The organism is Helicobacter pylori (assembly GCF_900120335.1).
Lineage (GTDB): Bacteria > Campylobacterota > Campylobacteria > Campylobacterales > Helicobacteraceae > Helicobacter > Helicobacter pylori_BU.
Map to the genome: position 1 here is coordinate 1,306,938 of NZ_LT635477.1, position 26,242 is coordinate 1,333,179.

Sequence of the window (26,242 nt, forward strand, 5' to 3'; positions counted from 1 at the left end):
TATGCGCTTATGAGTTTTGATTAAAATTTAGTTGTTCATAAAAGCATGAAAGCCTTTTAAAAAACGCTTTTTAATTTTTTTTCATTTTCTTTTCTATGAAAATGTTCAAGCATTCTATGAGCAAGGCAAAACCGATACCCGCATACAAATAATTTTTATCAACATGCAAATGCAAGCCCTCTAAAAACAAGATCACGCCCACAACGAGCAAAAACACAAAGGCTAAAGTCTTGATGCGATAATGCCTTTCAATAAAATCGCCAACGATTTTGGAAAAAAACATCATCACGATTACAGATAAAACGATAGCAAGCGCCATGACTTCTAAGTGTTTAGCGATCCCAATAGCCGTGATCACGGAGTCCAAAGAAAAAACAATGTCTAAAAACATGATTTCTATTAAAGTGATGAAAAAGCCAAACGCTTTTTCTTGGTGTTTTTCTTTAGGATAGATCTGCTCTTTTAATTCCACTAACGCCTTAAAAGCCAAAAACGCCCCCCCTAAAAGCAGCACCACATCACGCCATGAAAAGCTCATGCCCGCTATAACGAATAAAGGTTTTTGCAAATGGCTGATGAAAAACAAGCTCCCTAAAAGCCCTATACGAGCGATCATGGCTAATCCCAAGCCTAAAATCATGGCCTTATTTTGCTGGTGTTTGGGGAGTTTATAAACCATCACCGTGATAAAAATGATGTTATCAATCCCTAAAACGATCTCTAAAAGCGTGAGCGTAGCCAAGGAGACTATGCCATGCGGTGTAGAAAGAGCGTCTAAGAGTGAGGATAAAAATTCCATAAAAGGCTACAACCAGCCTTTCTTTTTGAAATAAATCACTGGGAGGATCGTAGAAATCGCCATGACAATCAGCGCGAAAAGATACCCGTATTGCCATTCTAACTCCGGCATGAATTTAAAATTCATGCCATAAATCGTGCCGATCAAAGTGGGGGGCATCATCGCCATGGTCGCCACAGTGAAGAGCTTGATGATTTTATTTTGCTCCACATTCACTTGAGAAGCGAACAGGTTTTGAATGTTATCAAGCGAGTTGAGATTGACCGTCGTAGACTCCACTAACGAGCTAAAATCGGTTAAAATGATATTTAAATTATTTTTAGTATCGCTATCCACTTTATTGCTCCTTAATAAAGCGGTGATAATGCGCCGTTTGTCAAAAAAAGAATCCCTTAAAGCCACATTAAATTCTTGCAAATTGGACAAGCGCACTAAAATATCATCATGCGTAGAAGTTTCCTTAAAAATGATGTTTTTACGCAACAAACTCGTTTGTTTGTTGATCCACTCCAAACATTCCACCCCTTTTTCAAAATACACTTCAAAGATTTTGGTTAGAATATCAAACCCGTCTTCAAATTTTTTAGGGCTAGCCAAAACCTTTTTTTGGATAGAATCAAAGATTTCTAAAGTCCCGTAATAAATCGTGAAAAGAATGTTATTGGACAAAATAAAGGTCGCCATTTCCGTGTGGAAAGTCTCATTTTCATCCTGGTTGGTGAAAAAAGCATTGATCGTAACGCTAGAGCTGTCTTCCCAGTATTTGGTAACTGATGAGACTCGTTGGGAATGATCCGTGTTGTAGTGGATAGCGTATTCTTGGCTTAGAGTGGCTAATTCATTGGGCGTAGGGTTGATTAACTCAAACCATAAAACTTCATTTTCTTCTATATCAAAACCATTAAAATCATTAAAGCGTTTTTTAATGACAAATTTTTGCTGTTTGAAAAACACATTCACCATAAGCGATCCTTAGAGTTAATGGCGTTTATCCAAAACCTCAAAACAAGGTAAAATTTTGCCCTCTAACAATTCCAAACTCGCTCCCCCACCGGTAGAAATGAAACTCATGTTATCCTTTTCGCCCGCGCGATTGATCGCATCAATGGTATCGCCCCCACCAACGAGCGAGAAAGCGTAAGTGTTAGCGATTTTGTGGGCTAAAAAGGTTGTGCCTCTGGCGAATTCTTGTTTTTCATGCACGCCTAAGGGGCCATTCCATAGGATCGTGGGCGCGCTCTCTATGACTTCAGAAAATAATTTCAGGCTCGCAGGCCCTATATCAGCGATCTTGTGCTTAGGCTCAATGTCTTGGACGGGTGAAATTTTAATGTGTTTGGGGTTGAGAATATCATCAGTGGTTACGGCGTCTATGGGCAAATAGACTTTGACTTTTTTTTCTTTCGCGCTTTGCAATAACTCTAGGGCGTCATTGATTAGGGCGTCTTCCACAGAAGAATCCTGCACATCATAGCCTAAGGCTTTTAAGAAGGTGTTGCTCATCGCCCCGGCAATGATGAGCTTGTCAATGAGATCTAAAATGTTTTTTAATAAGGTGAGTTTGGAGCTGACCTTAGCCCCCCCCACAATCAACAATAAAGGGCGTAAAGGGTGGTTAAACGCTTGATAAAACGAATCAATTTCTTTTTTGAGTAAAAACCCGCTCACTTTTATGGGAGCGAATTTGGCGGTGCCATAAGTGCTGGCATGCTTTCTGTGGCTCGTGCCAAAAGCGTCATTCACAAACACATCGCACAAGCTCGCTAAATCTTTAGCCAAATTTTCATCATTTTCTTCTTCGCCTTTTAAAAAGCGGATATTTTCTAAAAGAAAAATCCTTGTGGGGGCGTTTTCGTTTAGGGCTTGTTTGAGTTGTGCGATATTTTGAGAAAAAACCACTTCATGATTTAAGAGTCTTTCAAGGCGTTTTAAAAAGGGCTTCAAGCTCAATTTTTCTTCAACCCCTTTAGGGCGGCCCAAATGGCTCACTAAAATAATGTCTTTAGCCTTATTGTCAATACAAAATTGGATGGTAGGCAAGCTCTCTCTGATGCGCGTGTCATCAGTGATATTCAAATTTTCATCTAAAGGCACATTAAAATCCACTCTAATAAGCACCCTTTTATGATTGACATCCACCTCTTGAATGTTTTTAACGTTTTGCATAAACGACATTTTAGCTAACATGAAAAATCCTTTCTTTTAATTTTGCGCTATATATTGCGCCATGTCTATCAAGCGCTCGCTATAACCCATTTCATTATCATACCATGCCAATACTTTAGCATTTTTTTCGCCTATTGTCATGATTTGATCACCAATCACAATCGCGCTAAAAGGCGAAGAAATAAAATCGCTTGAAACGAGCCTTTCTTCATCAACGCTTACAATCCCTTTAAAGGCATGCTTACTGGCGTCTTTAAGCGCATGATGAACGCTTGCTTTACTCACAACTTTTTTAAAACTTAAAGACAGATCCACCAAGCTCACATTAGGGGTAGGCACTCTAATCGCAAGGCCTGTAACTTTAGGGCCTAAATGCGGTAAGACTAGCGAAATGGCTTTGCTCACGCCGGTGCTTGTGGGGATAAGATTTAAACCAGCCGCTCTAGCGCGGCGGATGTCTTTGTGCTTGGTGTCTAAAAGGTTTTGATCGTTAGTGTAGCTGTGGATGGTGGTTAAAAGCGCGTTTTCTACTTTAAAGGCTTCATCTAAGATTTTTAATAAAGGAGCGGTAGCGTTAGTCGTGCAAGAGGCGTTAGAAATCACGCTTTCGTTATGGTAATTAGTGTGATTCACCCCATAGACAAAAGTAGGGGCGTTTTGCGCGGGGGCGGAGATGATGACTTTTTTCACGCTGTTTTTAAGATGAGCACTTGAAGCTTCTAGGGAATTGAATTTCCCCGTGCATTCTATGATGATTTCTGCGTTAGCGACAGAAAAATCAAGCTTGTTAATGTCTCGCTCGCTCAACACTAAAATATTTTTACTATGCCCGATATTTAAAGTTCTATTGGCATTCAGTTTGGCTTCAAAATGCCCATGCACGCTATCATGGCGTATCAAATGCAAAAGAGTTTCTAATTCAGCGGTAGAATTGATGGCTACGATTTCCACGTCTTTTCTTTGACTGGCGACTCTTATAGCGCACAAACCGATGCGCCCGGTCCCATTGATAGCGATTCTAATTGGCATGTTTTCCCTTTATTTAAAAATTAGCATTTTATCACAAATGCTCTTAAATCAAGGCATTCTTAAGGGGTTCTGCCTCATTAAGCATCAATCACAAACTAAAATCAAAATCCTTGCGATAAACCTCTCTATAAGCTTTTTGAACGCTTGTAAAAACCCCACTCCCTAAAAACCCCCTAGATAATGGGCTAGGGTGAGGGGCTGTGATGATGATGTGTTTGTTTTTAGGGATTAGCGCGATCTTTTTTTGGGCGACTTTCCCTAATAACACCACGATTAAAGGGGAGATCGTTTCAAAAAGGCGAATCAGTATCCTATCGCTAAAAGCTTCCCAACCAATATGCTTGTGCGAAGCGGCTTGGTTTTTTTCCACGCTTAAAATGGCGTTCAATAACAGCATGCCCCTTTTAGCCCATGCGCTCAAATCCCCACAACAAGGCACAGGCACGCCCAAATTCGCATGCAATTCTTTAAAAATATTCCTTAAACTTGGAGGGATGGGGGCGTTTTTTTCCACGCTAAAGCTCAACCCCATCGCCACCGGCAATTCTTGTTCATTTTCTAGGTAGGTGGAATGGTAGGGGTCTTGCCCTAAAAGGATGATTTTAACCGCGCTAGGGGGCGTTAGATTGAGCGCATAAAACAGATTAGAGCTTTTAGGGAAAATGGTTTTAGGGCTTTTTAGGGCTTCTAAGTAGCGTTTTTCTATTTCTAAAAAATAAGGCTTTTTAAATTCGCTTTGCAAAAACTCCCGCCAAGCCAAACTCAAAGGAGCGTAGTCAAAAAGCTTCATGCGTTTAGTTCGTGGTAGTGTTTTAAATATTCTTTTTGCATGCGTTCTTCTAATTCTTCATACCAGGTGGGCGAGTTAAAATCAGGCGTATAGCTTTCTAGCATGACCAAACGGGTGCGCGCTTTATAGGCTTCTAGGGGCTTGGAATTAAAGATTTTAATGGAATTGATTAACACCATGGGCTGGATTTTGAGCTGGAATTTTTCAGCGATGATTTTAGCCCCTTGCTTGAAAGGGAGGAATTTTTCTCCTCCTTTGCCTCTAGTGCCTTCAGGGAAAATCACTAAGGGGCGGTTTTGATCTAGCTTTTCTTTACATGCTTTTAAAAGGCTCACAATCCCCTTTTTATCCTCTCTGTCAATTAAAATCATTCCGGTATCCGTTAAGGCATGCCCATAAAAGGGGATTTCGCCCAGCTCTTTTTTAGCGATCCAACAAATATTACTGGGGTGGTAGGCTTCTAAATAAATAATATCTAATAGGCTTTGGTGGTTTAAGACAATGAGTTTAGCGCCCGTGTCAAAGGAACCTATTTTTTCTAAATTAACCCCGGTGAGAGGAAAAAAACACGAACAAGCCCTACGGCTGGAGCGGGCGTTATTGTTTTTGCGGTTGAAATAATTGAAAACAATGATAACGGCTAAGCCTATAGCGATCACTAAAGCTCTATAAATCGCTCTTAAATGATTGGACTTTTTATTTGACTTCATCTTTTTTGACCCATCCTATTTGTTCATGCGGGGTTAGGATTTTATAATAATCATCATGCGAGCCTAAGATTTTAATGGGCATTTCATCTTTAGAAAGCCCTAAAATGGTGGAATTTTGCGTGGGCAGGATGCGGATTTTTTTATGAGCGAGCAAAATGGCTGATTTTTGCGTGAATAAAAGGTTATACAAAACAAACCCTAAGCACAAAACCCCAAGCCCTAAAAAAATGAGTTTGCGCCCAAAAATGAAAAACAGCACCAAGAAAAACACGCACAAAGCGAGCAACGCCACATTAGAAAAGACTAAAAAATTGTTTTTAGGGATGAGATCGCTTTGAATACCGGTAGTGTCTTGAGTGGGAATGGCTGAAAAAGACAGCGTTTTAAACTGCCTATTAGAAAGCGAAAAATAATCAAAAGAAAGGCTTTGAACGGTTTTAGGCAACACGCAATAATAAAAAACGCTCCCTTCTTTAGCCTTGATCTGATTTAAAGAGGCGTTATCAAACCCCTGTTTGATCGCTTCTTTGATGTTAAAATCTTCCCAATTAGCCTCTTTGAACGCTAATTCCATCACCAAAATATTGTTTTTATCGTCATAATCTTTGGTTTTGTATTGCACAACTTGTAAATCTTTGGCCATGACATTCGCATAACGAGGGTTTTTGGACAAATCCGTTACTTGCAAAGCAACTTTGGGGGCTATGGAATAATCTATATACTTGTCTTTATTGGAAAACGCGCTCACTTCTAAGGACGGGACACTCGCTCTTATGCCCTTAATCTTGTAATAATAAGTCGCTCTAAAAAGCTCTTGTTCCACCTTTTTCCATTTAGGCATCTTGTTTAAAAGCTCAATTTGGGTTTTATCCAACCCGTCTTTGATTTTGGCTTCCAAAAACTCAGCGTCAAACAACAATAAATCATAAGTTACGCCTATGGTTTGACCGATATAAACTGGGGTGTTTTCTAAATCTTCTAATTGGGGGATTTTCACATAAGCCACTTTAGCCTTGATCTCTTCTGGCTCATGAGCGTCCTCAGCAACCAAAAAAGCCGCCAAAAGGCTTAAAATCAAACTGATGGTTTTAAGGATTTTGATTGAATGAGCGCAAAAACTCATTAACGATTTTTCAAATAAAAACCCCATGAGTTTTTATTTCTTCTTAGGCGCTTTTTCATCCATTTTCTCATCAACGATAGACCAGGTTTTCAAGCTGTCAATAGCGGTTTTTAGCTGGATATCATCATTGATCATTTTAGGAGTAACCTCTTTTTCCTCTTCGCTTTTCTTGTCTTTATCCGCCTCTTTAGAATTAGGGTTTTTATCGTCAAGTTTTTTAAGCTCTTGCTCTAAATGGTGTTTTAAATCCGCTTCTTTCAAACTGAATTTATTTTCATTCTCTGGCGCTTTACCCGGATAAATCACAATATCAGGCGTGATCCCCTTAGCTTGAATGGTGCGCCCGCTCGGCAAATAATAGCGTGCGGTCGTGATCTTAATCGCTTCATCTTTATTGACAGGGAGCAGCACTTGCACGCTTCCCTTACCAAAGGTTTTTTCACCGATAATGATGGCTCGCTTGTGATCTTGCAGTGCCCCTGCGACAATCTCGCTCGCGCTCGCTGAACCGCCATTGACTAACACTACAACAGGTAAATTGGTATAAGGGGCTCTGCCATTAGCCTTGTATTCTAAATTTTCCTCCTTATTTTTGCCTCTTTGAGAGACTAAAACCCCCTCTTTAATGAAAAGGTTAGACAAGCCCACCGCCTGGTTTAACAACCCTCCAGGATTGCCCCTTAAATCCAACACAACGCCCTTAATGTTGGGGTTAGCCTTCAAGCCGTCTAAAACCGATTTGGTAACATTTTTATCAAAAGAATTGACTCTCACGTACAAATAAGGCGTGTCTTTAATCTTTTTCACATAGACAGAGGGGATCTTGATAATATCCCTAACGATATTAAACACTAAGGGTTTTGGCTCATTTTTCCTAACAACAGTGATCTGAATAGAGGTTTTTGGCTTGCCGCGCATGAGATTAACCGCATCATCAATGCTCATGCTCAGCGTGCTTTCGTTATTGATTTTTAAAATGCTATCGCCTGATTTAACCCCAGCCTTGTAAGCTGGAGTGCCCTCTAAAGGCGCAATAACGGTCAAAACGCCATCGCGCATGCCCACCGTGATCCCAAGCCCCCCAAATTCGCCCTCGGTTTGGGCTTGAAATTCCTTAAACTTCTTTTCATTCAAATACGCTGAATGCGCGTCCAAATTAGAGAGCAAGCCTTCAATCGCTTTAGTCATGATCTCAGAAATACTGATCTTATCCACATACTTTTTTTCAATTTCTGTAACCACATTAGAGAAACGACTGAACGCTTCCACCCTTTTAGCCGCTAATTCTTGCGGATCTTCTTTGACCGGCTTGACCGGCTTTTTTTCCTTAACTTCACCACCATGCAAACTCACCGCAAGAGAAATCGCTAACAACCCTTTAAAAAGTCGTTTTGTCATTGTTAATAGCACCACCCATTTTTGAGATTAGAAAGAATCACCTTTAAGGTTTTATTCAATTTTTGCGTTTATTCTATCTAAAATTTAGATAACATGCCCATTCATTCACTCATTTTGAGCCTAATCGGTATAATAAAAACGCGTAACTCCCCGATCCGTTCAAATGCAAATCGCAAAGCATGCCCGTTACAAAAACATTAGAAATGGGGCTTACTTTAGAGCCTCTATCGCAAAGACAATAACTTTTGCGCTAACTTTGACGCTAATTGCTGATAGATCGTTTTATTCTGTTGTCTAAAATACTCTACTAATATTTTTAAAACTTTTTGTTCTGGGAATAAAATTAACACAAGATTGAAAATTTCATCATTATCCAAAAGCTTCCTATAAACGCTTGGCACTAAATCTTTGATTTCTCTAAAACTTTCTAAAGGATTTTCATCAAAATTCAAACCGGGTAAATCGGGTAAGGTTTCACGCCATCGCGCTAAATGGGTTAAAACCTCATCCCAAACTTGCGGGATATTAGAGATTCAAACAACCCCTTACCATAGCGCAAACTCAAAGGCACGCCATAATCAGCGGATAATTTTTGCAATTCTTCTTTATAATAATTTTGATTTTTATTCAAACCCTCATCTATAAAATAAAAATAGCCTTGAATGTTTTAAATTTTCAATTAAAAAATGTTTTTACATGTAAAAAATCATCATGCATACGAGCAATAGGGTTATGATAAATATCTAAAATAGCAGTGTAGCTTTTAATCTTATAGCGTTCTTTTATTCTCTTGTATGGTTCTTTTTCTAACTTTTTAAAAGCTTTTTGCAAATCTTTTTCTTTTAGCAAAATATAGAAATCAAGATTAAACTCCAATAATTGTAAGGTGCGTTGCAAAGCTGGTTCTAGTGTGCTTATGCTATCCACAATTTCAATAGCTCTTTTAGGGAAAATAAAACCTTTAGGATTAAACCAAAGCACATCAATTTTTTTACTTGTATCTAAAATTTCTTTATAGGTAAAATTAGGAATAGTGCGTAAGGTTGTCAAATCTGATAAAAGCACATTATTATAACTAGCCTTTGGATCAGCACTATAAGTGTCTAATTTTAAAAAGTTACCCATTTCTACGCAAACACCTTCCATAAAAGAATGCATGCGAATGGGGTTTTCTTGAATTTCTTTTAGCTCTTCTTCTTGATAGTCTAAAAGGGCATACAATGACAACCCTACTTTTTTAAAATTTTTATGATTTCTAATCTCTCTGTATAATACCCCTCTAAGCCCAGCCTCCCATTCTTTAGTGGCTCTAATACTAGGATAGTATTTTTCAATTTGGTTATACAGGATAGTCCAAGAAACAATCCCTTTATTATCCTCCATAACTTTTTTAATTGCATCAACTTTTGTCATTTATCTTTTGCCTTTTTTTGCCTTTGGTTTTTTGTTTTCAATCTCCACAATTTGAGAGCGTCCAATCCCCAAAGCTTCTGCAATGCTTACAAAAAATAACCCTTGCTCTCTTAGTTCTTCTGCTTGTTGATCGGTTTTTTTAATGTTAATTTTTAAAAATATGGTATCCATTTATCTTTTCCTTAATTTTTTTAGCACACCAAATAAGCGTTTCATGGGCGTTGCATAGTCTCTTGCCAGCAAAATTAGGCACCGGATTGCTCTTGTACCAAATAATATCGTTGAGTATCCAAAACCCTAAATTTTGCAAATGAAAACCAATTCTAAAAATATTTTGAAAACTCCCTATCACACAAATACTGCCATTATCTTTTAAAATCCTTTGGCACTCTCTTAGCCAACCCAAACAAAAGGTATCGTATTCTTCAAAAGAGCCAAATTTATCCCAATGATCCTCAACGCCTTGAAATTTTGTGCCTTCAAAACGCTTCAATTCCCCCTCTGTTTGCATAAAATATGGGGGGTCAGCAAAGATAAAATCAACGCTTTTATTAGGAAAATCTTTTAATTTTTCTAAACAATCCCCCTCTATGATAGTGTTTAAGTTTTCTTTTAAAAAATCCATGATTGACTAACCTTTCATTCTGCTACTCTGGCCATTTTAACACAAGCGTTTTAAGGCTATCTTAATGTTTAGCCTCTAGCTTTGTTCTCATCAAATGCATCAAATGATAGAAGCTACCTATCCCCACCTATTTTAAACGATACAATAAAAACGCGTAACTCCCCGATCCATTCAAATGCAAATCGCAAAGCATACCCGTTACAAAAACATTAGAAATGGGGCTTACTTTAGAGCCTCTATCGCAAACTAGAGCGAGATTAGGTAATACAGAATAAAGGGAAGGCTGAACCTCCGCCTCCGTAACAGATGTTGAGATCGCTTGCTTCTTTGCTGATGAATGCGGCATTAAAGTCAAGGTTGGCTTTGGCTTGGCGCGATAGGATAAGGGCGATATTGGTATTAAATGGGGGGGGGGGGGTGGATTTTGCAAGATTTCTTGCATTAACGCTTTGCTGTCATTCCCTTTTAAATGGGGCAAATCGCTCGTTAAAAATCCAAGCGTTTTTTGGATTTCAATCGTGCGCGCGATGACTTTAATGATGTTACTTACATGATCAAAGTCGCAAGGCTCGTTTTTGTGGCTTTTTAAATACTTGTCTAAAACGCCATACCCCCCTATCATGTAATTATAAATTTCCTCACTCACCCCCCTAAAATAAGCGCTATGGTTGATATAAAGCCGTTGTTCTGGTTCGTTATGAGAGGGTTTTTTGATGATGGGGTTACGATCATGCGCTTCTTTGTAGTAAGATTCGCCTATGGTGGCGTCTTTTAATTTGTCAAAGCTGTAATTCAGGCTTTCTTGGTTTAAGACATGCAAGCCGATTAATTCAATCCCTAAAAGGCTTAAAGCCCTGAACAAATCCTTATTGTTTGTGAAAAGGATTTTAGGGTAATCGGCTTTGAGAAAATCTTCATAACGCTTGCGGTAATGTGGGGAATACAATAACGCATAGATATAGCCTAAAACCTCTAGCGGCTCAAAATGGTGGCTATAGTGTTTGTCTATGAAGCTTCTAAACTCTGGCGTAAAATTTTCGGTGTAGTTGGGGTTATGGTATAGTGGATTTACATAATCGCCTCCCTCCATTCCTGGACATGTCCAAGTGCGCAAACCTGAAATTTTATTACTAACAAATCCTACGCCGCTTTTTTGTGATTGACAAAATCTGCGAGAAGTAATTAGCGCGACATTTTTGCGCGTTTGATTGGGTGTTTTAGGGTTTGTTGGGGGGGGGGGGTAACATGTGCTTGAATACATTATAAACCGGATATGCTAAAAAAGTCCTTGAATTAGATGTATAATAAGTCCAACGATAATCAAAGGGGCGGTATTGGCACGAAACAATGTATTCTTCTAAATTGTTAGCGTTTGCCTTAACTTCTTTGATAGCATTATCTAAACGCCAGTCTCTACTATCATCGCCAATATCATACTTTCTGCGTAATTCACTGGGTTCTAAGGTTGAAAAGTCTTTTAAAAGCTTTAGCAAGCTTTCTTTGTCTTTATGGAAAACGACATGGTCTTTTTTAGAGCAAATACCGGTGCCTCCAACTTGAAACATCTCCTGAACGCTAAAGCCTTGTTCGTATTCCTCTAACAAGGGCGTTTTTTGAGGTAACAGCAAGTAAAAAGGCTCTCTTGGGGCAAGCTCAAGCCATTCAATCCTATCCAAATCGTTTTGGGCTAAAAAGGCGTATTTTTCAGTCCTTTCACCATACACATCATAATAACAGATTTTTGGCTTGGTGGCTTGCGCCTTCTTGACAAAGAGGTTAATGGACACACCTTGCATGATATTGAAAACGTTTTCATCTTTTGCGCCTTGTGGGGTTTCCTCCTTTTTCCTAGCGTTTCCATGCAAGTTTAGGATATAAAGCTCATCGTAGCATTCTAAAAGAGAGCGCCTTAACCCCCTAAAAGTAGGGTTGTCTAAAAAAGCGTTGTTAGAGATAAAGCCAAAAAGGCCATGCCCTAACGATTCGATCTTGTTTTGAGCGAAACGCATGAATTTCACGTAATCGTCTAGGAGCCATTTAGGGTTTTTCTCCTTTTGCAGTTTGTATTTAGAGTGGAGGTTTTTAAGTTCCTTTAGGGCGTTTTTGCTGCCGCTTTCTTTTTGTTTTTGAATGTTCTTTAAAAGCGTTTGGATTTTATCGGTGAGTTTAACGTTTTTTTCAATTTCTATGGTTTGAAATTCAGGCTCTATGCCGTAAGTGGCTTTCACTTCCCATTCAAACAAGCCCTTATTCTCGCTCGCCCCGCTATAAGGGGGGTTACCGGTGATGATAAGGATATTTTCATTTTTTTTAATTTCTTGAGCGTTTGAAAGCTCTTTTTCAAAAATCGGGTTTAGCCCACGATAAGCGATGATCTCACTAGGCTGTATGAGGGTGTTGGTTAAAATGATTTTAAGCGCATCGTTTTCTTTGAGAGGTTTTTTAAATTCCTCTTTAAAGGCTTGGCTGAGGTTCAAATGAGCGATCGCATAAGGAGCGATCAAGTATTCAAACCCATAGAATTGCTTCAAGAGGTTTTGGTATTTGTCCTCTTTAGTGGAGGCGCCTCCATCGCTTGTTTTTCTCGTTTCTAGCGCTTTCCTGAACGCTTCCAATAAAAAAGTGCCGGTGCCGGTAGCAAAATCTAAGAGCTTGATGTTTTCGTTATCTAAAGCGCTTTTTAAGCCTAAGGGAGCGTCTTTGAAATGCGTTTTAAGCAGGCTATCCAAAGCGTTAATGATGAATTTCACCACAGAATCTGGGGTGTAATACACGCCCTTTTTCTCTCGCAATTTAGGGTCATAAGCGCTTAAAAAGGTTTCATAAAAGTGCAAATAAGGGTCTTTATCGTCATTCAAATCTTTAATGATAGAGCCCATATCAACATGATTGATTGAGCTTAAAATTTCATTTAAAAGCCATTGGATTTCTTTGATTGCATCAAGCTTCTTTAAAAAATCCGCCATTTCTCTGATCACAGCGAAATTTTTAGGGATAGAGCTTCTCACATTATCCAAATTAATTTTTTCAAAAGGGTGGTTGAGTTTGGCTAGAAAAAGGCTGTAAGTGAGCGTTTGAGCGAACGCATCGCTAAAGTCTTCAAAACTCAATTCTTCATAAAGATATTCTTTAAAATTGTTAAAAATGCTAGAAACTTGCATGTCTTTTTGGTATTGGATTAGAGCGTCTTTTAAATACCTGGTGGGCGCGCTTAATGCGTTTGCGAAATCTTTAGCGTTAGTAATAGGGGCTGCTTCGTGATTGAAAAAGCCTCTAAACAATTCAATCAGATCGCGCTCGGTTTGTGGGTTGGGTTTTAGGGGTTTAGAGAGTTCCTCAGGGCTAGCGATAGAAATTTCTCTTTTAATTGAAGGCTTATTCTCTTCATCTTTCCCTACCCACACGAAATTAAGGTAATCGGTGAGCATGAGGTTGGGGTTTAATTCTAAATATTTAAGGATTTGATCGCTTTTTAAGAGCTGGCTAAGATTAGTCCCTACCCTTTTATTTTCTATATAGCCGATGTTAAGCCCTTGATAAGAAACGCGAAAATCAGGCTGACCCCCTTGTTTGTCTCTTTTAGGCTCATGTTCAATCTTAAATTCTGTATTAAAATTTTCTTTTAAACCCTTAAGCAAGGTATATAAAGAACGGCGGTGTGCGTGTTCATTACTTTCAGGCGTCAGATCTTTAATGCCTTCTAAATATTCTTTTAGCATATCAATAACCCCTTTTAAAGTTTTTAAGCCATTTTCATGTGCATGTCAATAAAAGTGGCTTGATGGATTAAAGCCCCTACGCTAATGGCATCCACGCCGCTTTTGGCGTAAGCGTTGATGCTCTCTAGCGAAATGTTCCCGCTCGCTTCCAATAAGACAAAGGGGTAATGCGCCTCTCTATAAGCGGCAATTTCTTTCGTTTCTCCAACGCTCATGTTATCGCACATCACAATATCCGCTCCCGCATTCATGGCGTTTTTGGCCTCTTCAAAGCTCTCGCATTCAATTTCAATTTTAGCCGTGAAAGGCAAGTTTTTTCTGGCATGCGTTAAAAAGCTCTTTAGATCTTTCACATGCTTTAAATGCGTGTCTTTAAGCATTAAAGCGTCATCTAGCCCTAAGCGGTGGTTGCTCGCTCCCCCATTAAGCACGGAATATTTTTCAAAGATCCTTAAAAGGGGTCTGGTTTTTCGTGTGTCCAACAAACGCACTTTATGAGAATTTAAAGCTTCTACAAAACGGCTCGTTAAAGTGGCGATCCCGCTGCTGTGTTGCAAAAGGTTTAATAGGGTGCGTTCAATCTTTAAAAGCATGCTAAAATCCCCCCTAATTTCCATTAAGGTGTCTTTAGGCTTGAAACGCTCTTTATCTTTAATGGTTTGAGCGCATTCAATCCCGGTCATTTGAAGCAACTCTAAAGCGTATTTTTCGCCTGAAAACACGCCCTCTTGTTTGGCTCTCACAAAGGCTGTGGCTTTAAAATCCTTTTCTAACACCCTTTCAAACAAATCCCCATGCCCTAAATCTTCTTTTAAAGCGCATTCTAAAAAGGTTCTTATCTCCATTAGGATAACTCCATCATTTTAGTTAAGGCGAGTTTGGCCAAACGCGCCACCTCATCTTTTAATTCAATCGCATTATAAGCCCTGTGGTTTTTGTAAGCCTTTAAGACTTCAAACAAATCCTTTAAGGTCGTTTCATTCATGGTAGGGCAAAGGGCGAGCGTGCTAGAAAGAATGAAAGTGTTTTGATGGTTACGCTTGGCTTTCAAGCGGTTAACCAAATGGCTTTCAGTGCCTATGGCGACTTTTTGATGGGGGCTTAGCTTTTCTACAAATTCTATGATTTGACTCGTTGATCCGCTAAAATCAGCATTAGAAACCACGCTAGGCTCGCACTCTGGATGGACAGCGATTAAAATATCCGGGTATTTTTGGCGGTAAAATTCAATGTCTTCTAATTTGAAAAGCTGATGCACCGAACAAAAGCCGTTGTAACAAACCACATCAGCGTTTTTGATTTCTTCTTGGCTATTTACGCCTAAAATCGCGCTTTTTAAGCCGTTTTCTAGGGCCAGATTTTCCCCCAAGCATTTATCCGGTAAAAAAAAGATTTTTTTATTTTGTTTTAAGGCGTGATTAAAGATTTTAGAAGCGTTCCTGCTGGTGCAGACTACGCCGTCATCTTTGGCGACTTTGGCTTTCACTTCAGCGTTAGAATTGATATAAGTGATAGGGTAAAATTCTTTAACGCCGTATTCTTTCAATAAATGGACGCTCCTATCGTAATAATGGCTGTCTATCATTCTTGCCATAGAGCAGCATGAGAGTTTGGGCATGATCACTTGTTTGTCAAAGGCTAGGGCTTTCACGCTCTCACCCATGAAATGCACCCCGCAAAACACGATGAGGTTTTTATCGCTTTGGCTTGCGATTTTGGCTAATTCCAAGCTATCGCCTGTGTGGTGGGCTAACTCTACAATCTCATCTTTTTGATAAAAATGAGCCACTAAAAGCGCGTCTAAATCGTTCAATAATTCCACAATAGAAGTTTTTAAGTCGTTATCAGTTGGCATGAAATTCCCCTATACTTTCCCCAAACTTCACGCTTTTTTCTTTCAAATCTTTAAAAGCGGTGTTTTGAATGAATAAAACGATAGTAGAGCCCATTTCAAAATTCCCTAAATTATCCCCCTTTTTAACCTTAATGGGGGGGTCGTAAGAGTAAGTTTGCGTGAAACGGGCTTTAGCGTTAGTTTGGATATTCTTATCAAAATTAAAACGCATTTTACCCACATTTAACGCTCCCACCGCTACAAAATACAATTGATTGCCCTGAATATCTCTTGCAACAAGCACCACCCTTTCATTGCCCACAAACAGATTGTTGTTTTTGTGTAATGAGGGCTTATTGACTGGCAGTAATTTCCCCGCAAAATAACGAGCCTCTAAAATTTCTAAATCGCAAGGGGCATGGTAGTGGTGGTAATCTTTGGGCGAAAGGTAAAAATTCACATAGAAAAAAGAAAGCCTTAAGGGGTTGATTTCGCCCACTAATTCATGCGCTTTATAGGGCATGCCTTTAATCTGTAAAGCGGTATCGTTGTCTAAAAAAGTGCATTCGGTGATTAAAGCATCGCAAGGCGCGATGCAAATATTAGGGGCTTTGTCAAAGGGGCGTTCTTTTTTTAAGGAGCGCGTGAAAAGGGCGTTCAAGCTCTTGTAGTTTTCCAAAGGCTCAAACTCGCTCAAATCAATTTTAAAGATCTTAACGTAAAGGGCGTTGATGCCTTTTTGGATAAAAGAAGGGAATTCATAGCCAGCCACAGAGCCAAAAACCCTAGAAAGAGCGTTGCTTAAAGCTACCATTTTAACCCTGCCATGTTCAATATAAATTCCACCTCGCCCTTACTCACTTTAAATTCTTTAGAAATAGAATCCACGCTATAACCCTCTTGATACATTTTTAAAACCTGTTTTTCGTTGATCTCATCGCTAGCGGCATAATGCCCCATGTCTTTGAATTTGTTTTCTAAAGTAATGATTTTTTCTTCTAAATAATCGCGCTCTTTGTCCATGGATTTTTGGATTTCTTGCAACTGGTTATAAAGGTGTGAAAGGGTCGTTTTTAATGAGCTATCCTCTTTAGCGCTCTTTTCTAAAGAAAGGCCTTCCAAACGCCCCTCTAATTCTTTCAAACGCTTAGAATAAATATAATTTTCTTGATAGGATTCGTCTAAGGTTTTTTCTAAACGCCTCATTTTATGGTAAAACTCTTTTTCTTTAAGATACAAATACCCCACCAAGCACACCAACACCAATAAGATCGCTCCTAAAACGACCATAAACAAATCATTAGAAGATAACATTACCGCTCCCATTCACAATTTTAAGCCTTTTCTTTCGCTATGGACAATGAAAGCGTCATAACGCTTAGTATCTAGGGCGTGCATGCGAGTGATTTCTAAAAAATCTTTATCCCTTGCCACGCCAAAAAAGGCTAGGATTTTCCCTTCTAACACGCAACGCCCATAGTAAGTTTGAGGCGCTATCAGGCTTTGTTTTTTTAAGCAAATAAGCCCATGCCCTAAAGCGATGATGCGGTTATTTTGCTCCAATTCAAGCAGGTTTTCTTTTAAAAGCAGGCTTTCTAATTTTTCTAGCTTAGAATACAGCGCTTTGAGCAATTCCAAAGTGTCATTTTCAACGTTCAAGCGTGAAAAATCAAAGCCAGAATTTAACAGATCAAATTCTTCTAACACCGCTAAAGAGCGTTTACTTTTAGAGATAAACCTTTCATAAGAGAACGACAAATCGCATTGGACTAAGCGCGTTTCAAACCCTAAAGCTTGGGATCTTACAACCAACTCATGCATGCTTGAACCCCACATCAAGGACGATAAAAATAAAAAACACCACCCCCAAATAGCCATTACTCACAAAAAAGGCTTTAGGAATGTTTTTATAATCTCTGGCCACTAAGATCTGCTCATAGAGTAAAATCAAGGCTGAAACCCCTAAACCCAAATACGCAAAAAGCCCCCCATGATAGCATTTCACGAAACAAAGCCAGCAGATTAGCGCCACAAGGTGTGAGAGCCTTGAAAGATTCAAGCACCATTTTTCCCCTAATTGGCTAGGAATGGAAAACAAACCCCTTTCTTTATCAAACTCCATATCCTGTAAAGAATAGAGCAAATCAAACCCAGCCACCCATAACATCACCCCTAAAGCCAAAAAGACATTCCATAAAGGAATATCCCCTAAAACCGCCACGCTTCCTGCAATAGGGGCCAAACCCAAAGCCAAACCCACGATGAAATGCGCCAAAGAAGAAAAGCGCTTGAAATACGAATACCCCCCTAAAATGATTAAAAAAGGTAACGAAAGCTTGAAAGCTAAAGGGTTAATGAAATAGCTCACCCCCACGAATAAAAGAGCGTTTAAAGTGCTAAAAATGACCATGCCTTTAACGCTGATCCTACCATCCACGCTCGGGCGGTTTTTGGTCCTTGGGTTATCCTTATCAATGTCTCTATCCACCAAGCGGTTAAACCCCATAGCGAAGTTTCTCGCCCCTAATAAGGCTAAAAAACAAAGGATTAAGGTTTCTAACCCAAAAAAGAGCGTTTGATTTTTTTGATAGGAGCTTATGACCATAGCCATGAGTAAAAACATGCTAGAAAATATCGTATGCTCTAATGCGACCAATTCGCTTAAAGCTTTGATTTGGTGCGTGATTTTTTTAAGCAATTATTTGATCCCTAATAAAATGACTTTTCTAACCCACAATTGAACTAGGCATTATAATATATTGATAGCAACAATACAAGAAAAAGCCCGTGCTTAAAACATTCATGCTTAAATAAACCTTAAAAAAACGCGCGCTTAAAATCGTTAAAAATAAATGCGCCCCCAAAAGCCATAAAGGCGAAGAAACCGAAATCGTGGGGATGGTTAAAGGCATGCTTAGAATGCTATCCAACAAAGACCCTAAACCCACCGCATGCAAGAATAAGCTCAAAGGGAAAAACACGATAAAAATCAAGCCTAAAGGAATGCTAAAAAGCTGGTAGGGCGAAAACATAGGGAAAAAGGCATGCGCGACAATGAGCATGTTCAAAAACACTAACACGCTTAAAGCGATCGCTTGAAACGATCGCTTGAAAAAAGAAGAATCTTTAAAAAAAATTTGAGTGTGTTTTAAAAACAAAAAGATATACCACACCCCACAAACAGAAAGCAAAAACCCCACGCTAAAAAGCAATTTAGGGAGTAACGCTATTGCGATACAGCACGCTAAAACCAAAAGTTTAAAACTCAAAATCCTTACCCCAAAAAAGCATGCCAAAAACCCTAATAAGCCCATTAAAAACGCCCTGAAAAAAGAGGGTAAAAAATCTAATAGCAATAAATATCCCAGCAAAAAAACCCACACCAAAACCCCTATATCATAAAAAGCGTTCCTGTAAGGGAAATAGCGTTTTTGTAAGGGGGTATAAAAAAGAGAGAAAAGGAAATACGCGCTCGCGCTCAAAATCCCTAAATGAAACCCGCTAATGGCTAGTAAGTGGCTGATCCCTAGCGCGTTAGCCCTATCTCTTAAATCTTTATTCAAGCTATCCCCTATGAATAACGCTCGATACAAATTACCCACCAAAGCGTTGGAATGGGCGCTGTCAATGAAATGGCGCAAATGCGATTTGAAATCTTGTTTTCGCATCAAAGAAAAAGAATAAGTTTGAAAAAAGCATGATTTTAGAGACTCTAAGAACGAGCAAGATTTGATCTTGCCAAAAAAATGCGCGTGGCGGTATTGGAGGTTTTTTAAAGGCTCTTTAATGGTGGTGTAAAAGATCATGCCCTTAGATTGGAGCTTTAAGACAAAATAGGTTTTTTGATCTTTAGTTTTAGGGTATTGTAATAAGATTTGAGCGTTCAGGCTTGTAGGTTTTGAAAAATCAAGCTTTTGGTAATTCAAGTATTCTAAATAAAGGTTGATCACCAACAAAAGGCTTAAAACAACCCCACACCATGAGTATTCTTTGGGGGTTGCAAGAAGTTCAAACGCCCCCTGAAAAGTTTTATCTTTCAAGGTGTGGGTATTTCAAATTTAGTTTCTTGTCCCTCTTCTAAATGAGAATCTATGGGCATGTCTTCATAGCGCGTGAAAGGAGCGTTAAAGCGCGTATAAACCGTTCCTGTAGCCCCATTCCTGTTTTTAGCCACAATGATTTCAGCCTCTTCAATACTGCCATTTTGCTTGTGGATACGCCTTTCTTCATTGACTTTTTTGTACAGCTCTTGCGCCTCTTCAACTTTGCCTTCTTTTTTGAGCTTGTCTATTTTGTTGTCTTCAGCCCTCATTTGATAGATATAGCCTCTATACAAAAATAAAACAATATCAGCGTCCTGTTCAATCCCTCCGCTGTCTTTAATATCCGAAAGAATGGGCCGTTTATCGTCCCTATTTTCCAGGCTGCGGTTGAGTTGCACTAACGCTATGATAGGGATTTCTAACTCTCTGGCTAAGGTTTTAAGCTCCCTTGAAATTTCAGCGATCTGTTCATGGCGCTCTCTAGTGGCTTTGTTCCCTGACATGAGCTGCAAATAATCAATAAAAGCGATACCCAATTCCTTGTGTTGGGATTTAAGCTTTCTTAATTGCAAGCGGATTTGATCCATTCTCACGTAACTTTTATCATAAAAAAAGAGTTTTTTTTGCGAAAGGTGATCAAAGCATTTGGCTAAATTTTCCCATTGATCATCATCAAGCCTTGCACTCTCTAAATCATGCATGTTAATAGAAGTGAGATCCGATAACGCCCTTAAAGCGAGTTGCTCTGCGGACATTTCCAAACTAAAAACCGCTACCCCCCTATCGTCATTGAGCGCGGATAAGACCATGTTCATCATCAAACTGGTTTTACCCATAGACGGCCTTGCCCCTAGAATGACTAAACTCCCTTGATTAAAACCGCTCGTATAATTATCCAATTGGGCAAAGCCAGTCGGTATGCCAGTAACTTTTAAACTCCCTTTTCTTTGGTTTTCTGTGATAAGATTCATTGCGCTTTCAAGCACTTCTTTAATACCCCTAAAGCCCTCAATCGTGCTGCCATTCAATAACGCATAAACTTCTCGCTCCACAGCGTTTAAAATATCGCTGGATTTTTGCGCGCTTTCTAGGGCTTGCTCTCTAATGGTGTTAGCCAAAGTGAAAAGCTTTCGTTTAATGGAAGCGTTTTTGATCTCTTCCACATAGGCTTCAATATTGTCTATCGGGCTTGCCGCAAAAATAGCGACTAGATCATCTTCGCTGATTTGCTTGTCTTTGGGCATTTTTTGGCGGATAAAATTCTCATCAATGGGGCAATTCACTTCATGGAGTTTTAAAGCGATTTCAAAAAACAAGCCATGGGGCGGGTAGTAAAAATCGCTAGGCTCTAAAACGCTATGGATCTCTTCAATCTTATGATTGGCTAACACAATGCCTGAAAGCACGATCCTTTCAATGTTTTGCAATTGTTGCAAATGCTTTAAATGATCCATTTTTATCCTTTTATAATCGTTTGATCTTTTCTATCAAATCTAGGGGCGTTAAAGCGTAATGATTCTTAAATTCTAAACCCGCTAGGGCGTGCGCTAGGCTTGCGTTAATAGCGGCGTCTAAAGGCGTGTATTTTTGAGCAAGCAAGCTTACAATCAGCCCCGCTAACACATCGCCACTCCCTGCTTTGGCTAAAGCCACGCTCCCTAAATTGTTGATAAAAACCCGCCCTTGATGAGCGATTAGGGTATTAGCCCCCTTTAAAAGCAAAACCACTTTGGGGTATTTTTGAGAAAAATCCCTTGCGATTTCCAGTTTATTGTCTAGTAATTCTAGCATGCTTATATTGATCCCCACTGATTTCAATAACGATAAAAACTCTTTAGGGTGAGGGGTTAAGATCACTTCTTTTTCTAAGGCTTGTAACACTTCTTTGTGATAAAAAACGCCCGCATCTAAAACGCATGGGGCTAATCCAAGCCACTTCTTAAAATCCTTTGGAATATTTTCTAAACCCATGCCAAGAGCGAACGCGCTGAGTTTTTTAGGGAAATTTTCGCAAAAAACCAATTCTAAAGGCTTGTTATTAGAAGTTATCTCGCATTCTAACGCTTGAATACTCACCACCCCAGATCCAAAACTTAACGCGCTTAAAGCGCTCAACAACCCCGCCCCACTATGCTTGCCTAAAAGCACATGCGCATGCCCGTAATCGCCCTTATGAGCGTTTTTTCTATCCCTTAAGGGCAGTTTGAGATCGCTTTTTTCTAGTAAAAAAGTGTCCGTTGGGATCTCATAAATTTGATTAAAAACCCCCAAATGCCCCACTTTCAATTCCCCCACATAGTCTTTAGCCCTATCGCTCAATAAGCATGACTTGATAGCGCCCATGCTGATAGTCGTATCCGCCTTAAACGCCCTTTTATCCACCCTGCCTTTAGAATCTATCCCGCTAGGAATGTCGCAAGCGATTTTAAAGCGCGCTTTTTGAGAAAGGCTTTCAAAGTCTAAAAACGGCTCTAATCCGCCCTTAAAAGCGCTCCCTACCACGCAATCTACTAACACATCGCATTCTAAATCTTCATTCTTTTCTTCCCATGCTTTGATGACTACCCCTACTTTTTTAGCCCTTTCTTTTTGTAATTGGCACATGGGGCTTTTGGCTAATTTCATTTCAAAGACTAGCGTTTTAAAACGCCCCATTAAACGCCTGGCTAGAGCATAGCCATCGCCTCCATTATCCCCACTCCCACAAAGGATAATGACTTTAGCGCCTAAAGAAGCGTTTTGTAAAACCGCCCTTTCTAAAGCCATAGCGGCGTTTTCCATTAAAACGTCTTCGCTTAAAAGCCATTCTTCAAGCGCCCTTTTGTCTAGGGCATTTACTTTTTCATACACTGAAAGCATTTTTATCCTTGAAAATGAATACAAAACGAATTTTCATGAAACGATCCTTTTAAAGAGGGTTCGCTATGAATTTCTAAACGCATTTTATACTTTTCGCACACTTTTTTCACTAAATCTAACCCTATACCATAACCCAACACGCTAGAATTGAAACGCGCGTAACGAACGCTTAAGTCTTTAATCTTATCTTTAGGGATTTCATACCCTAAATTTTTCACTTTCAAAAACTCAGGCGTTAGCTCTATGTGGATATACCCATGCATGACGCTGTATTTGATCGCATTCATGAGCAAATTGCTATAAAGCGAAAGGAAATCCTGCTCTTTAGCCTTAAACACCACCTCTACTAAATCGCTTTTAAATTCCAGCTTGTGGTAGTCTATCATCTCGCTAAAAAGCGTGTTTTCTTTGATGATTAGGGCTTTTAAATCCAAAAGCACAAAGGACTCGCGCTCAATATCTTGCATCACCAAATAAGAGAGCGAACGGTATAAAAAACTCATGCGCTGGATAGCGATTTTAATGCGGCGGTGTTGTTGGTTGTCTTCTAAGGTCTTTAAAGACAAGACTAAAGCGCTCATGGGGGTGTTTAATTCATGCGTGGTGTTTTTTAAAAAATGATCGATGCGAGTGATTTCATTCCTAATGGGCTTTAAAAACAAACGCCCTAAAAACACAGAAACCCCTATCACGCATAAAAACGCCATGACAAACACTAAAACCATCTTACGATACAAAGAAGAAAAATGAAGAGGTTTAGAATTTTTAAAAAGCATTTTAGCCACGCCTAAATGAGCGAAAGTTTCATCACTGAACAGGTAATATTCCCCCTTAAAACTAAAAAAGCCCGCCTCTTTATGGGTTTTAATCAAATCCGCGCTTTCAGGGATATTGGAATATAAAACACGCCTTTTACTATCAAAAAGGGCTATGGAAGCGTCTTTATAGCGTGAAATGAGAGCGTTTAAAGCGTTGTGATAATCCGCATGCGTTTGCATGTGCAAGGCAATCACTTCGCTAGCGATCTTAGAAGCCATTTTGTCCATGTCCATGCGTATCATTTTGATTTTTTCGTTTTTTTCATAGTTAAACGCTAAAACGCTAATCACTAGCATTAACACAAACGAAGAGCCTAAATAAGTCCCTAAAAAGAGTTTAAGGGATTTTTTTTCATAGTGGGTTAAAGCGATAGCCCACCCCCTTATGCGTTTCTATGCAATTTTTACCCAAAAGCTTGCGCAACACTTTAATGTAAGTGCGTAAGGTGGAATCATCAATCGCTTGCTCCCACAAGTTGTTTTCTAACGCTTGAGAGCTGATGATTTGCCCCTTATGCTCTAAAAAATATTCTAAAAGTTGGGCGGTTTTGGGCGCTAGGATTTCCTTTTTCCCTTTAACGTTCAAAGCGTGTTGGTGATAAAAAATGTTAGGCATGATTTCTATCGGATCATCATTGAAAAACCTTTTAATGCGCGCTTCCAATTCGTCTAAATCAAAAGGCTTTTTCAAATAATCGCTCGCCCCTAAATTAAAAGCGTTTTTTAAGGTAGCGTTATCCTGTAAGGCGGTGATAAAAATCACAGGCGTAGAGATTAAAAAATCGTTTTTGATGCGCTTGAATAATTCCAAGCTATTCATTTCAGGCACTTGCATGTCTAAAAGCAAGAGGTTAAAGCGTTCAACCGAGAGCCTTTCATAAGCCTCTTTCCCGTTAAAAGCGCAAAACACTTCATAGCCTAAATGCTCTAAAAATTCCTTAATACTCTCGCTTAAAAGGTAATCGTCTTCCAGTAAAAAAATCTTTTTTCGCATGGGGGTATTGTAGCGCTAATTCTATAGCCTTTATACCAAAAGCGGTTATGAAAAACGCTCCCTTAAAAAGACACCGCTTTATTTCATCAGCCGTTTTTAGAATGCAATAAATCTTTATTGTATTCCAACATGATATTCAAAAAGCAAGGTGTGTGGTTGCTCTAACTTTTCATAAAGAGCTAGGGGGTAGGGAATATAAGGGGCTTTTTCTATCAGGCTAATCATCAATTTCTTCACGCTAAAAATAAACTCGTATTTTACAAGAAATAGATAAATGGGCGCAAATATGCTAATGAGTGAGCGTTTTCAAAAATTCCAAGACATTTTGCTCTCTTAAAATGTGATTATGTGAAAAGAAGCTTTCAATCTGGTGGTGGTTAGAAAATTCTTTTTTATGCTCATAAGCTTTTCTGATGTAGGGGGCAAACCCAAAAGGGTTTTCTAAATCTTTTAAGGCGTTTTTCAAACTTTCTTCATCTTTATCTAAAGTATCAAAATACTTGAGCAAGACTTCTCTGGTTTCATAGCTCAAAATATCTGAGCCTTTAAAAAAAGTGATGTCTGCATTAGCGACTCCATACACATAAATCGCATTGGGTTTGGGTAGGTTTGAATTCCACATGGGGCGAGAAGTTTGAAGGTTTCTTTCACCCTTATCGTTTTTAGAAAACTTGATTTCAATCCCCACCACATGATCAAAAATGAAAACCAAAAAATCAGGGTAATTTTGTGAGCCAAAAGGTTGGTATAAAAAATGGCTTGTAAGGTTTGAAAAAGGGTTTTTAAGGGTGTGTGGGTGATTTTTTTCTAAAACTTGCTTTTTGAGTTGGTTAAAAGTGGTTTTGATTTCCTTATTAGGCTTTTCTTCAATATGGCTTAATTCTTCTGTTAAATCGCCGTTAATTTCGCTAAAGTGTTTTTTTAATTCATTCCTAAATTTGTTTTCAAACTGCTCCCCTGTGCTAGAACTTGTAAAAAACTTTCTCTTATTGATAATTTCTTGGAACACTCTTTCAAGCATGCATTTCCTTTAATTTGCAATACTCTTCCACAAAATCATAAGTAGAAAACCCTAAAACTTGCGTGTTTTTATGAGCGAGTTTGTTAAAATCAATTTTATGGATAATCACTAAAGCTTCTTTAGAATGGGCTTTGATGAAAAAATATTGTCGGTTTTTAATCAGTAAATTTGCATTGGTGATCTTTTCGTTGTAGTCATAAAAGCCTTGTCTCACCACCGCAAAATCCCATTGGTATTTTTCTTTGTTAAAATATTTTAGGGTGTGTGGCGTGTTGTTGTGGATGTAAGTAATAAAGTCATTATGGCGGATTTTGGGGGGTGCAATGATGCGTTCGTCTTTAAGATTTAAGGCGATATTTTTATGCATATAGATTTGAAAAACGCATTTCACGTCATAGGGTCGTTCATTAAAAATAAAAGCGTTTTTCTCTAAGTCAGCATTTAAAACCAATTTTGCACGCTTATCAATGTGTTTTTGAATAGAATAGCGTTTGAATAAATTGGGCAAAATAAACGCTACGATAGGCGCTTCGTTTAAAGATTTGTTTAAAAAATCTAGGGCTAATTTCCCTCTATGCCCAAAAGGAGGGTTGCCAATAATAACACGCTTTTGGTTAAACTCAATCAATTCCAACAAATAATCTTTTTTTTGAATGCCTTGAGCTTTAGGGGCAATATCAAGGGCGAGACAATCAGCAATCCCTAATTCTTTTAATGCATCAACAAAGCTCCCACTCCCTGCACTTGGCTCTAGAAAATGGAATGCGTTTAAGTCTAGCCCTAGATTTTGAGCGATGAGATCTTTTAGTAAATCCAAGCAAAATCGCGCGATTTTGGGGTGGGTGTAAAAAGCGTCTAAATTCTTTTGCAAGGTAGCATTACTAGTCATTTTAATCCCATT

Annotated in this window: 24 protein-coding genes and 5 pseudogenes; all 29 read right to left on the reverse strand. The window is 39.0% G+C overall.

Translation table 11 applies throughout. The features are described 5' to 3' along the window. Positions 1-70: 70 nt before the first annotated feature. The 29 genes and pseudogenes from CS889_RS06470 to CS889_RS08345 all read right to left on the reverse strand — a co-directional run bounded on the left by CS889_RS06470 (position 71) and on the right by CS889_RS08345 (position 26,230). Positions 71-799 (reverse strand): TerC family protein, encoded by a 729-nt coding sequence (locus CS889_RS06470; RefSeq protein ID WP_089087178.1) that lies wholly within the window; start codon positions 797-799, stop codon positions 71-73. A 6-nt stretch (positions 800-805) separates the two neighbouring features. After that, entirely contained in the window at positions 806-1,762 is a 957-nt protein-coding gene (gene corA / locus CS889_RS06475) for a magnesium/cobalt transporter CorA (protein WP_000248510.1), read from the reverse strand. A gap of 15 nt (positions 1,763-1,777) precedes the next feature. Then, complete coding sequence (locus CS889_RS06480) at positions 1,778-2,986, reverse strand: phosphoglycerate kinase (protein WP_000879972.1); 1,209 nt, start codon at positions 2,984-2,986, stop codon at positions 1,778-1,780. Between the two features lie 15 nt (positions 2,987-3,001). Then, complete coding sequence (gene gap / locus CS889_RS06485; RefSeq protein ID WP_089087179.1) at positions 3,002-3,994, reverse strand: type I glyceraldehyde-3-phosphate dehydrogenase; 993 nt, start codon at positions 3,992-3,994, stop codon at positions 3,002-3,004. Positions 3,995-4,082: 88 nt separating this feature from the next. Continuing rightward, complete coding sequence (gene ung / locus CS889_RS06495) at positions 4,083-4,784, reverse strand: uracil-DNA glycosylase (protein ID WP_089087180.1); 702 nt, start codon at positions 4,782-4,784, stop codon at positions 4,083-4,085. Next, positions 4,781-5,494, reverse strand: coding sequence for a 1-acyl-sn-glycerol-3-phosphate acyltransferase (locus CS889_RS06500; RefSeq protein ID WP_089087181.1), 714 nt, complete (start codon positions 5,492-5,494; stop codon positions 4,781-4,783). Before CS889_RS06500 ends, ung begins: the two co-directional genes overlap by 4 nt. Then, positions 5,481-6,644, reverse strand: a complete 1,164-nt coding sequence (locus tag CS889_RS06505; RefSeq protein ID WP_089087182.1) for an SH3 domain-containing protein — start codon at positions 6,642-6,644, stop codon at positions 5,481-5,483. Before CS889_RS06505 ends, CS889_RS06500 begins: the two co-directional genes overlap by 14 nt. A gap of 6 nt (positions 6,645-6,650) precedes the next feature. Beyond that, positions 6,651-8,015 carry a S41 family peptidase gene (locus tag CS889_RS06510; RefSeq protein WP_001889330.1) on the reverse strand — a complete coding sequence of 455 codons (1,365 nt, stop codon included), beginning with the start codon at positions 8,013-8,015 and terminating at the stop codon, positions 6,651-6,653. Between the two features lie 109 nt (positions 8,016-8,124). Continuing rightward, positions 8,125-8,250 (reverse strand): annotated as a pseudogene (locus tag CS889_RS08685) (DNA methyltransferase); the annotation flags it as partial. Further along, positions 8,240-8,682: pseudogene (locus tag CS889_RS06515) on the reverse strand (HpyAIV family type II restriction enzyme); the annotation flags it as partial. The pseudogenes CS889_RS08685 and CS889_RS06515, both read right to left, overlap by 11 nt. A gap of 8 nt (positions 8,683-8,690) precedes the next feature. After that, on the reverse strand, positions 8,691-9,428 hold the full coding sequence (locus CS889_RS06520) for a hypothetical protein (RefSeq protein ID WP_000169633.1): 738 nt from the start codon (positions 9,426-9,428) through the stop codon (positions 8,691-8,693). Continuing rightward, complete coding sequence (locus tag CS889_RS08335; RefSeq protein WP_001892495.1) at positions 9,429-9,599, reverse strand: hypothetical protein; 171 nt, start codon at positions 9,597-9,599, stop codon at positions 9,429-9,431. It abuts the gene before it with no gap. A 1-nt stretch (position 9,600) separates the two neighbouring features. Beyond that, positions 9,601-10,053 (reverse strand): annotated as a pseudogene (locus CS889_RS06525) (DNA-methyltransferase); the annotation flags it as partial. A gap of 257 nt (positions 10,054-10,310) precedes the next feature. Further along, positions 10,311-11,293, reverse strand: a pseudogene (locus CS889_RS08555) (type ISP restriction/modification enzyme); the annotation flags it as partial. After that, positions 11,271-13,772 carry a type ISP restriction/modification enzyme gene (locus CS889_RS06535; protein WP_099169095.1) on the reverse strand — a complete coding sequence of 834 codons (2,502 nt, stop codon included), beginning with the start codon at positions 13,770-13,772 and terminating at the stop codon, positions 11,271-11,273. The gene CS889_RS06535 and the pseudogene CS889_RS08555, both read right to left, overlap by 23 nt. 23 nt (positions 13,773-13,795) lie before the next feature. After that, positions 13,796-14,617: a carboxylating nicotinate-nucleotide diphosphorylase gene (nadC, locus tag CS889_RS06540; protein WP_001918844.1), complete on the reverse strand. Its 822-nt coding sequence runs from the start codon at positions 14,615-14,617 to the stop codon at positions 13,796-13,798. Continuing rightward, positions 14,617-15,627, reverse strand: a complete 1,011-nt coding sequence (gene nadA, locus CS889_RS06545; protein ID WP_001141844.1) for a quinolinate synthase NadA — start codon at positions 15,625-15,627, stop codon at positions 14,617-14,619. Before nadA ends, nadC begins: the two co-directional genes overlap by 1 nt. Next, complete coding sequence (locus CS889_RS06550) at positions 15,617-16,420, reverse strand: phosphatidylserine decarboxylase (RefSeq protein WP_089087185.1); 804 nt, start codon at positions 16,418-16,420, stop codon at positions 15,617-15,619. Before CS889_RS06550 ends, nadA begins: the two co-directional genes overlap by 11 nt. After that, positions 16,414-16,920, reverse strand: a complete 507-nt coding sequence (locus tag CS889_RS06555; protein WP_000953090.1) for a DUF6115 domain-containing protein — start codon at positions 16,918-16,920, stop codon at positions 16,414-16,416. Before CS889_RS06555 ends, CS889_RS06550 begins: the two co-directional genes overlap by 7 nt. Positions 16,921-16,932: 12 nt before the next feature. Next, on the reverse strand, positions 16,933-17,427 hold the full coding sequence (locus CS889_RS06560) for a hypothetical protein (protein WP_172825130.1): 495 nt from the start codon (positions 17,425-17,427) through the stop codon (positions 16,933-16,935). Further along, positions 17,420-18,262, reverse strand: a complete 843-nt coding sequence (gene mqnP / locus CS889_RS06565) for a menaquinone biosynthesis prenyltransferase MqnP (RefSeq protein ID WP_231899378.1) — start codon at positions 18,260-18,262, stop codon at positions 17,420-17,422. The genes CS889_RS06560 and mqnP overlap by 8 nt, the downstream gene beginning before the upstream one ends. Positions 18,263-18,332: 70 nt before the next feature. After that, positions 18,333-19,646, reverse strand: coding sequence for a ComEC/Rec2 family competence protein (locus tag CS889_RS06570; RefSeq protein WP_172825131.1), 1,314 nt, complete (start codon positions 19,644-19,646; stop codon positions 18,333-18,335). After that, the gene (locus CS889_RS06575; protein WP_089087188.1) at positions 19,643-21,103 is read right to left on the reverse strand and encodes a replicative DNA helicase; all 1,461 of its coding nucleotides are present in this window, start codon (positions 21,101-21,103) and stop codon (positions 19,643-19,645) included. The genes CS889_RS06570 and CS889_RS06575 overlap by 4 nt, the downstream gene beginning before the upstream one ends. A 10-nt stretch (positions 21,104-21,113) precedes the next feature. Further along, on the reverse strand, positions 21,114-22,508 hold the full coding sequence (locus CS889_RS06580) for an NAD(P)H-hydrate dehydratase (RefSeq protein WP_089087189.1): 1,395 nt from the start codon (positions 22,506-22,508) through the stop codon (positions 21,114-21,116). A gap of 2 nt (positions 22,509-22,510) precedes the next feature. Continuing rightward, positions 22,511-23,713 carry a copper-sensing histidine kinase CrdS gene (gene crdS, locus CS889_RS06585; protein ID WP_089087190.1) on the reverse strand — a complete coding sequence of 401 codons (1,203 nt, stop codon included), beginning with the start codon at positions 23,711-23,713 and terminating at the stop codon, positions 22,511-22,513. Then, positions 23,679-24,320 (reverse strand): copper response regulator transcription factor CrdR, encoded by a 642-nt coding sequence (gene crdR, locus CS889_RS06590; protein ID WP_089087191.1) that lies wholly within the window; start codon positions 24,318-24,320, stop codon positions 23,679-23,681. Before crdR ends, crdS begins: the two co-directional genes overlap by 35 nt. A gap of 135 nt (positions 24,321-24,455) precedes the next feature. Then, a pseudogene (locus CS889_RS06595) lies at positions 24,456-24,557 on the reverse strand (anthranilate synthase component I); the annotation flags it as partial. 52 nt (positions 24,558-24,609) lie between these two features. Then, a complete protein-coding gene (locus tag CS889_RS06600; protein ID WP_099167491.1) occupies positions 24,610-25,341 on the reverse strand; it encodes a type II restriction endonuclease in 732 nt (243 codons plus the stop codon). Then, positions 25,334-26,230 (reverse strand): SAM-dependent methyltransferase, encoded by an 897-nt coding sequence (locus CS889_RS08345; protein WP_089087192.1) that lies wholly within the window; start codon positions 26,228-26,230, stop codon positions 25,334-25,336. The genes CS889_RS06600 and CS889_RS08345 overlap by 8 nt, the downstream gene beginning before the upstream one ends. Positions 26,231-26,242 lie beyond the last annotated feature (12 nt).

What these genes read in the sequence shown, in the direction of transcription:
- CS889_RS06470 (WP_089087178.1), bottom strand. Translation starts at nt 799, where the DNA reads ATGGAATTTTTATCCTCACTCTTAGACGCTCTTTCTACACCGCATGGC.
- corA (WP_000248510.1), bottom strand. Translation starts at nt 1,762, where the DNA reads ATGGTGAATGTGTTTTTCAAACAGCAAAAATTTGTCATTAAAAAACGC.
- CS889_RS06480 (WP_000879972.1), bottom strand. Translation starts at nt 2,986, where the DNA reads ATGTTAGCTAAAATGTCGTTTATGCAAAACGTTAAAAACATTCAAGAG.
- gap (WP_089087179.1), bottom strand. Translation starts at nt 3,994, where the DNA reads ATGCCAATTAGAATCGCTATCAATGGGACCGGGCGCATCGGTTTGTGC.
- ung (WP_089087180.1), bottom strand. Translation starts at nt 4,784, where the DNA reads ATGAAGCTTTTTGACTACGCTCCTTTGAGTTTGGCTTGGCGGGAGTTT.
- CS889_RS06500 (WP_089087181.1), bottom strand. Translation starts at nt 5,494, where the DNA reads ATGAAGTCAAATAAAAAGTCCAATCATTTAAGAGCGATTTATAGAGCT.
- CS889_RS06505 (WP_089087182.1), bottom strand. Translation starts at nt 6,644, where the DNA reads ATGGGGTTTTTATTTGAAAAATCGTTAATGAGTTTTTGCGCTCATTCA.
- CS889_RS06510 (WP_001889330.1), bottom strand. Translation starts at nt 8,015, where the DNA reads ATGACAAAACGACTTTTTAAAGGGTTGTTAGCGATTTCTCTTGCGGTG.
- CS889_RS06520 (WP_000169633.1), bottom strand. Translation starts at nt 9,428, where the DNA reads ATGACAAAAGTTGATGCAATTAAAAAAGTTATGGAGGATAATAAAGGG.
- CS889_RS08335 (WP_001892495.1), bottom strand. Translation starts at nt 9,599, where the DNA reads ATGGATACCATATTTTTAAAAATTAACATTAAAAAAACCGATCAACAA.
- CS889_RS06535 (WP_099169095.1), bottom strand. Translation starts at nt 13,772, where the DNA reads ATGCTAAAAGAATATTTAGAAGGCATTAAAGATCTGACGCCTGAAAGT.
- nadC (WP_001918844.1), bottom strand. Translation starts at nt 14,617, where the DNA reads ATGGAGATAAGAACCTTTTTAGAATGCGCTTTAAAAGAAGATTTAGGG.
- nadA (WP_001141844.1), bottom strand. Translation starts at nt 15,627, where the DNA reads ATGCCAACTGATAACGACTTAAAAACTTCTATTGTGGAATTATTGAAC.
- CS889_RS06550 (WP_089087185.1), bottom strand. Translation starts at nt 16,420, where the DNA reads ATGGTAGCTTTAAGCAACGCTCTTTCTAGGGTTTTTGGCTCTGTGGCT.
- CS889_RS06555 (WP_000953090.1), bottom strand. Translation starts at nt 16,920, where the DNA reads ATGTTATCTTCTAATGATTTGTTTATGGTCGTTTTAGGAGCGATCTTA.
- CS889_RS06560 (WP_172825130.1), bottom strand. Translation starts at nt 17,427, where the DNA reads ATGCATGAGTTGGTTGTAAGATCCCAAGCTTTAGGGTTTGAAACGCGC.
- CS889_RS06575 (WP_089087188.1), bottom strand. Translation starts at nt 21,103, where the DNA reads ATGGATCATTTAAAGCATTTGCAACAATTGCAAAACATTGAAAGGATC.
- CS889_RS06580 (WP_089087189.1), bottom strand. Translation starts at nt 22,508, where the DNA reads ATGCTTTCAGTGTATGAAAAAGTAAATGCCCTAGACAAAAGGGCGCTT.
- crdR (WP_089087191.1), bottom strand. Translation starts at nt 24,320, where the DNA reads ATGCGAAAAAAGATTTTTTTACTGGAAGACGATTACCTTTTAAGCGAG.
- CS889_RS06600 (WP_099167491.1), bottom strand. Translation starts at nt 25,341, where the DNA reads ATGCTTGAAAGAGTGTTCCAAGAAATTATCAATAAGAGAAAGTTTTTT.
- CS889_RS08345 (WP_089087192.1), bottom strand. Translation starts at nt 26,230, where the DNA reads ATGACTAGTAATGCTACCTTGCAAAAGAATTTAGACGCTTTTTACACC.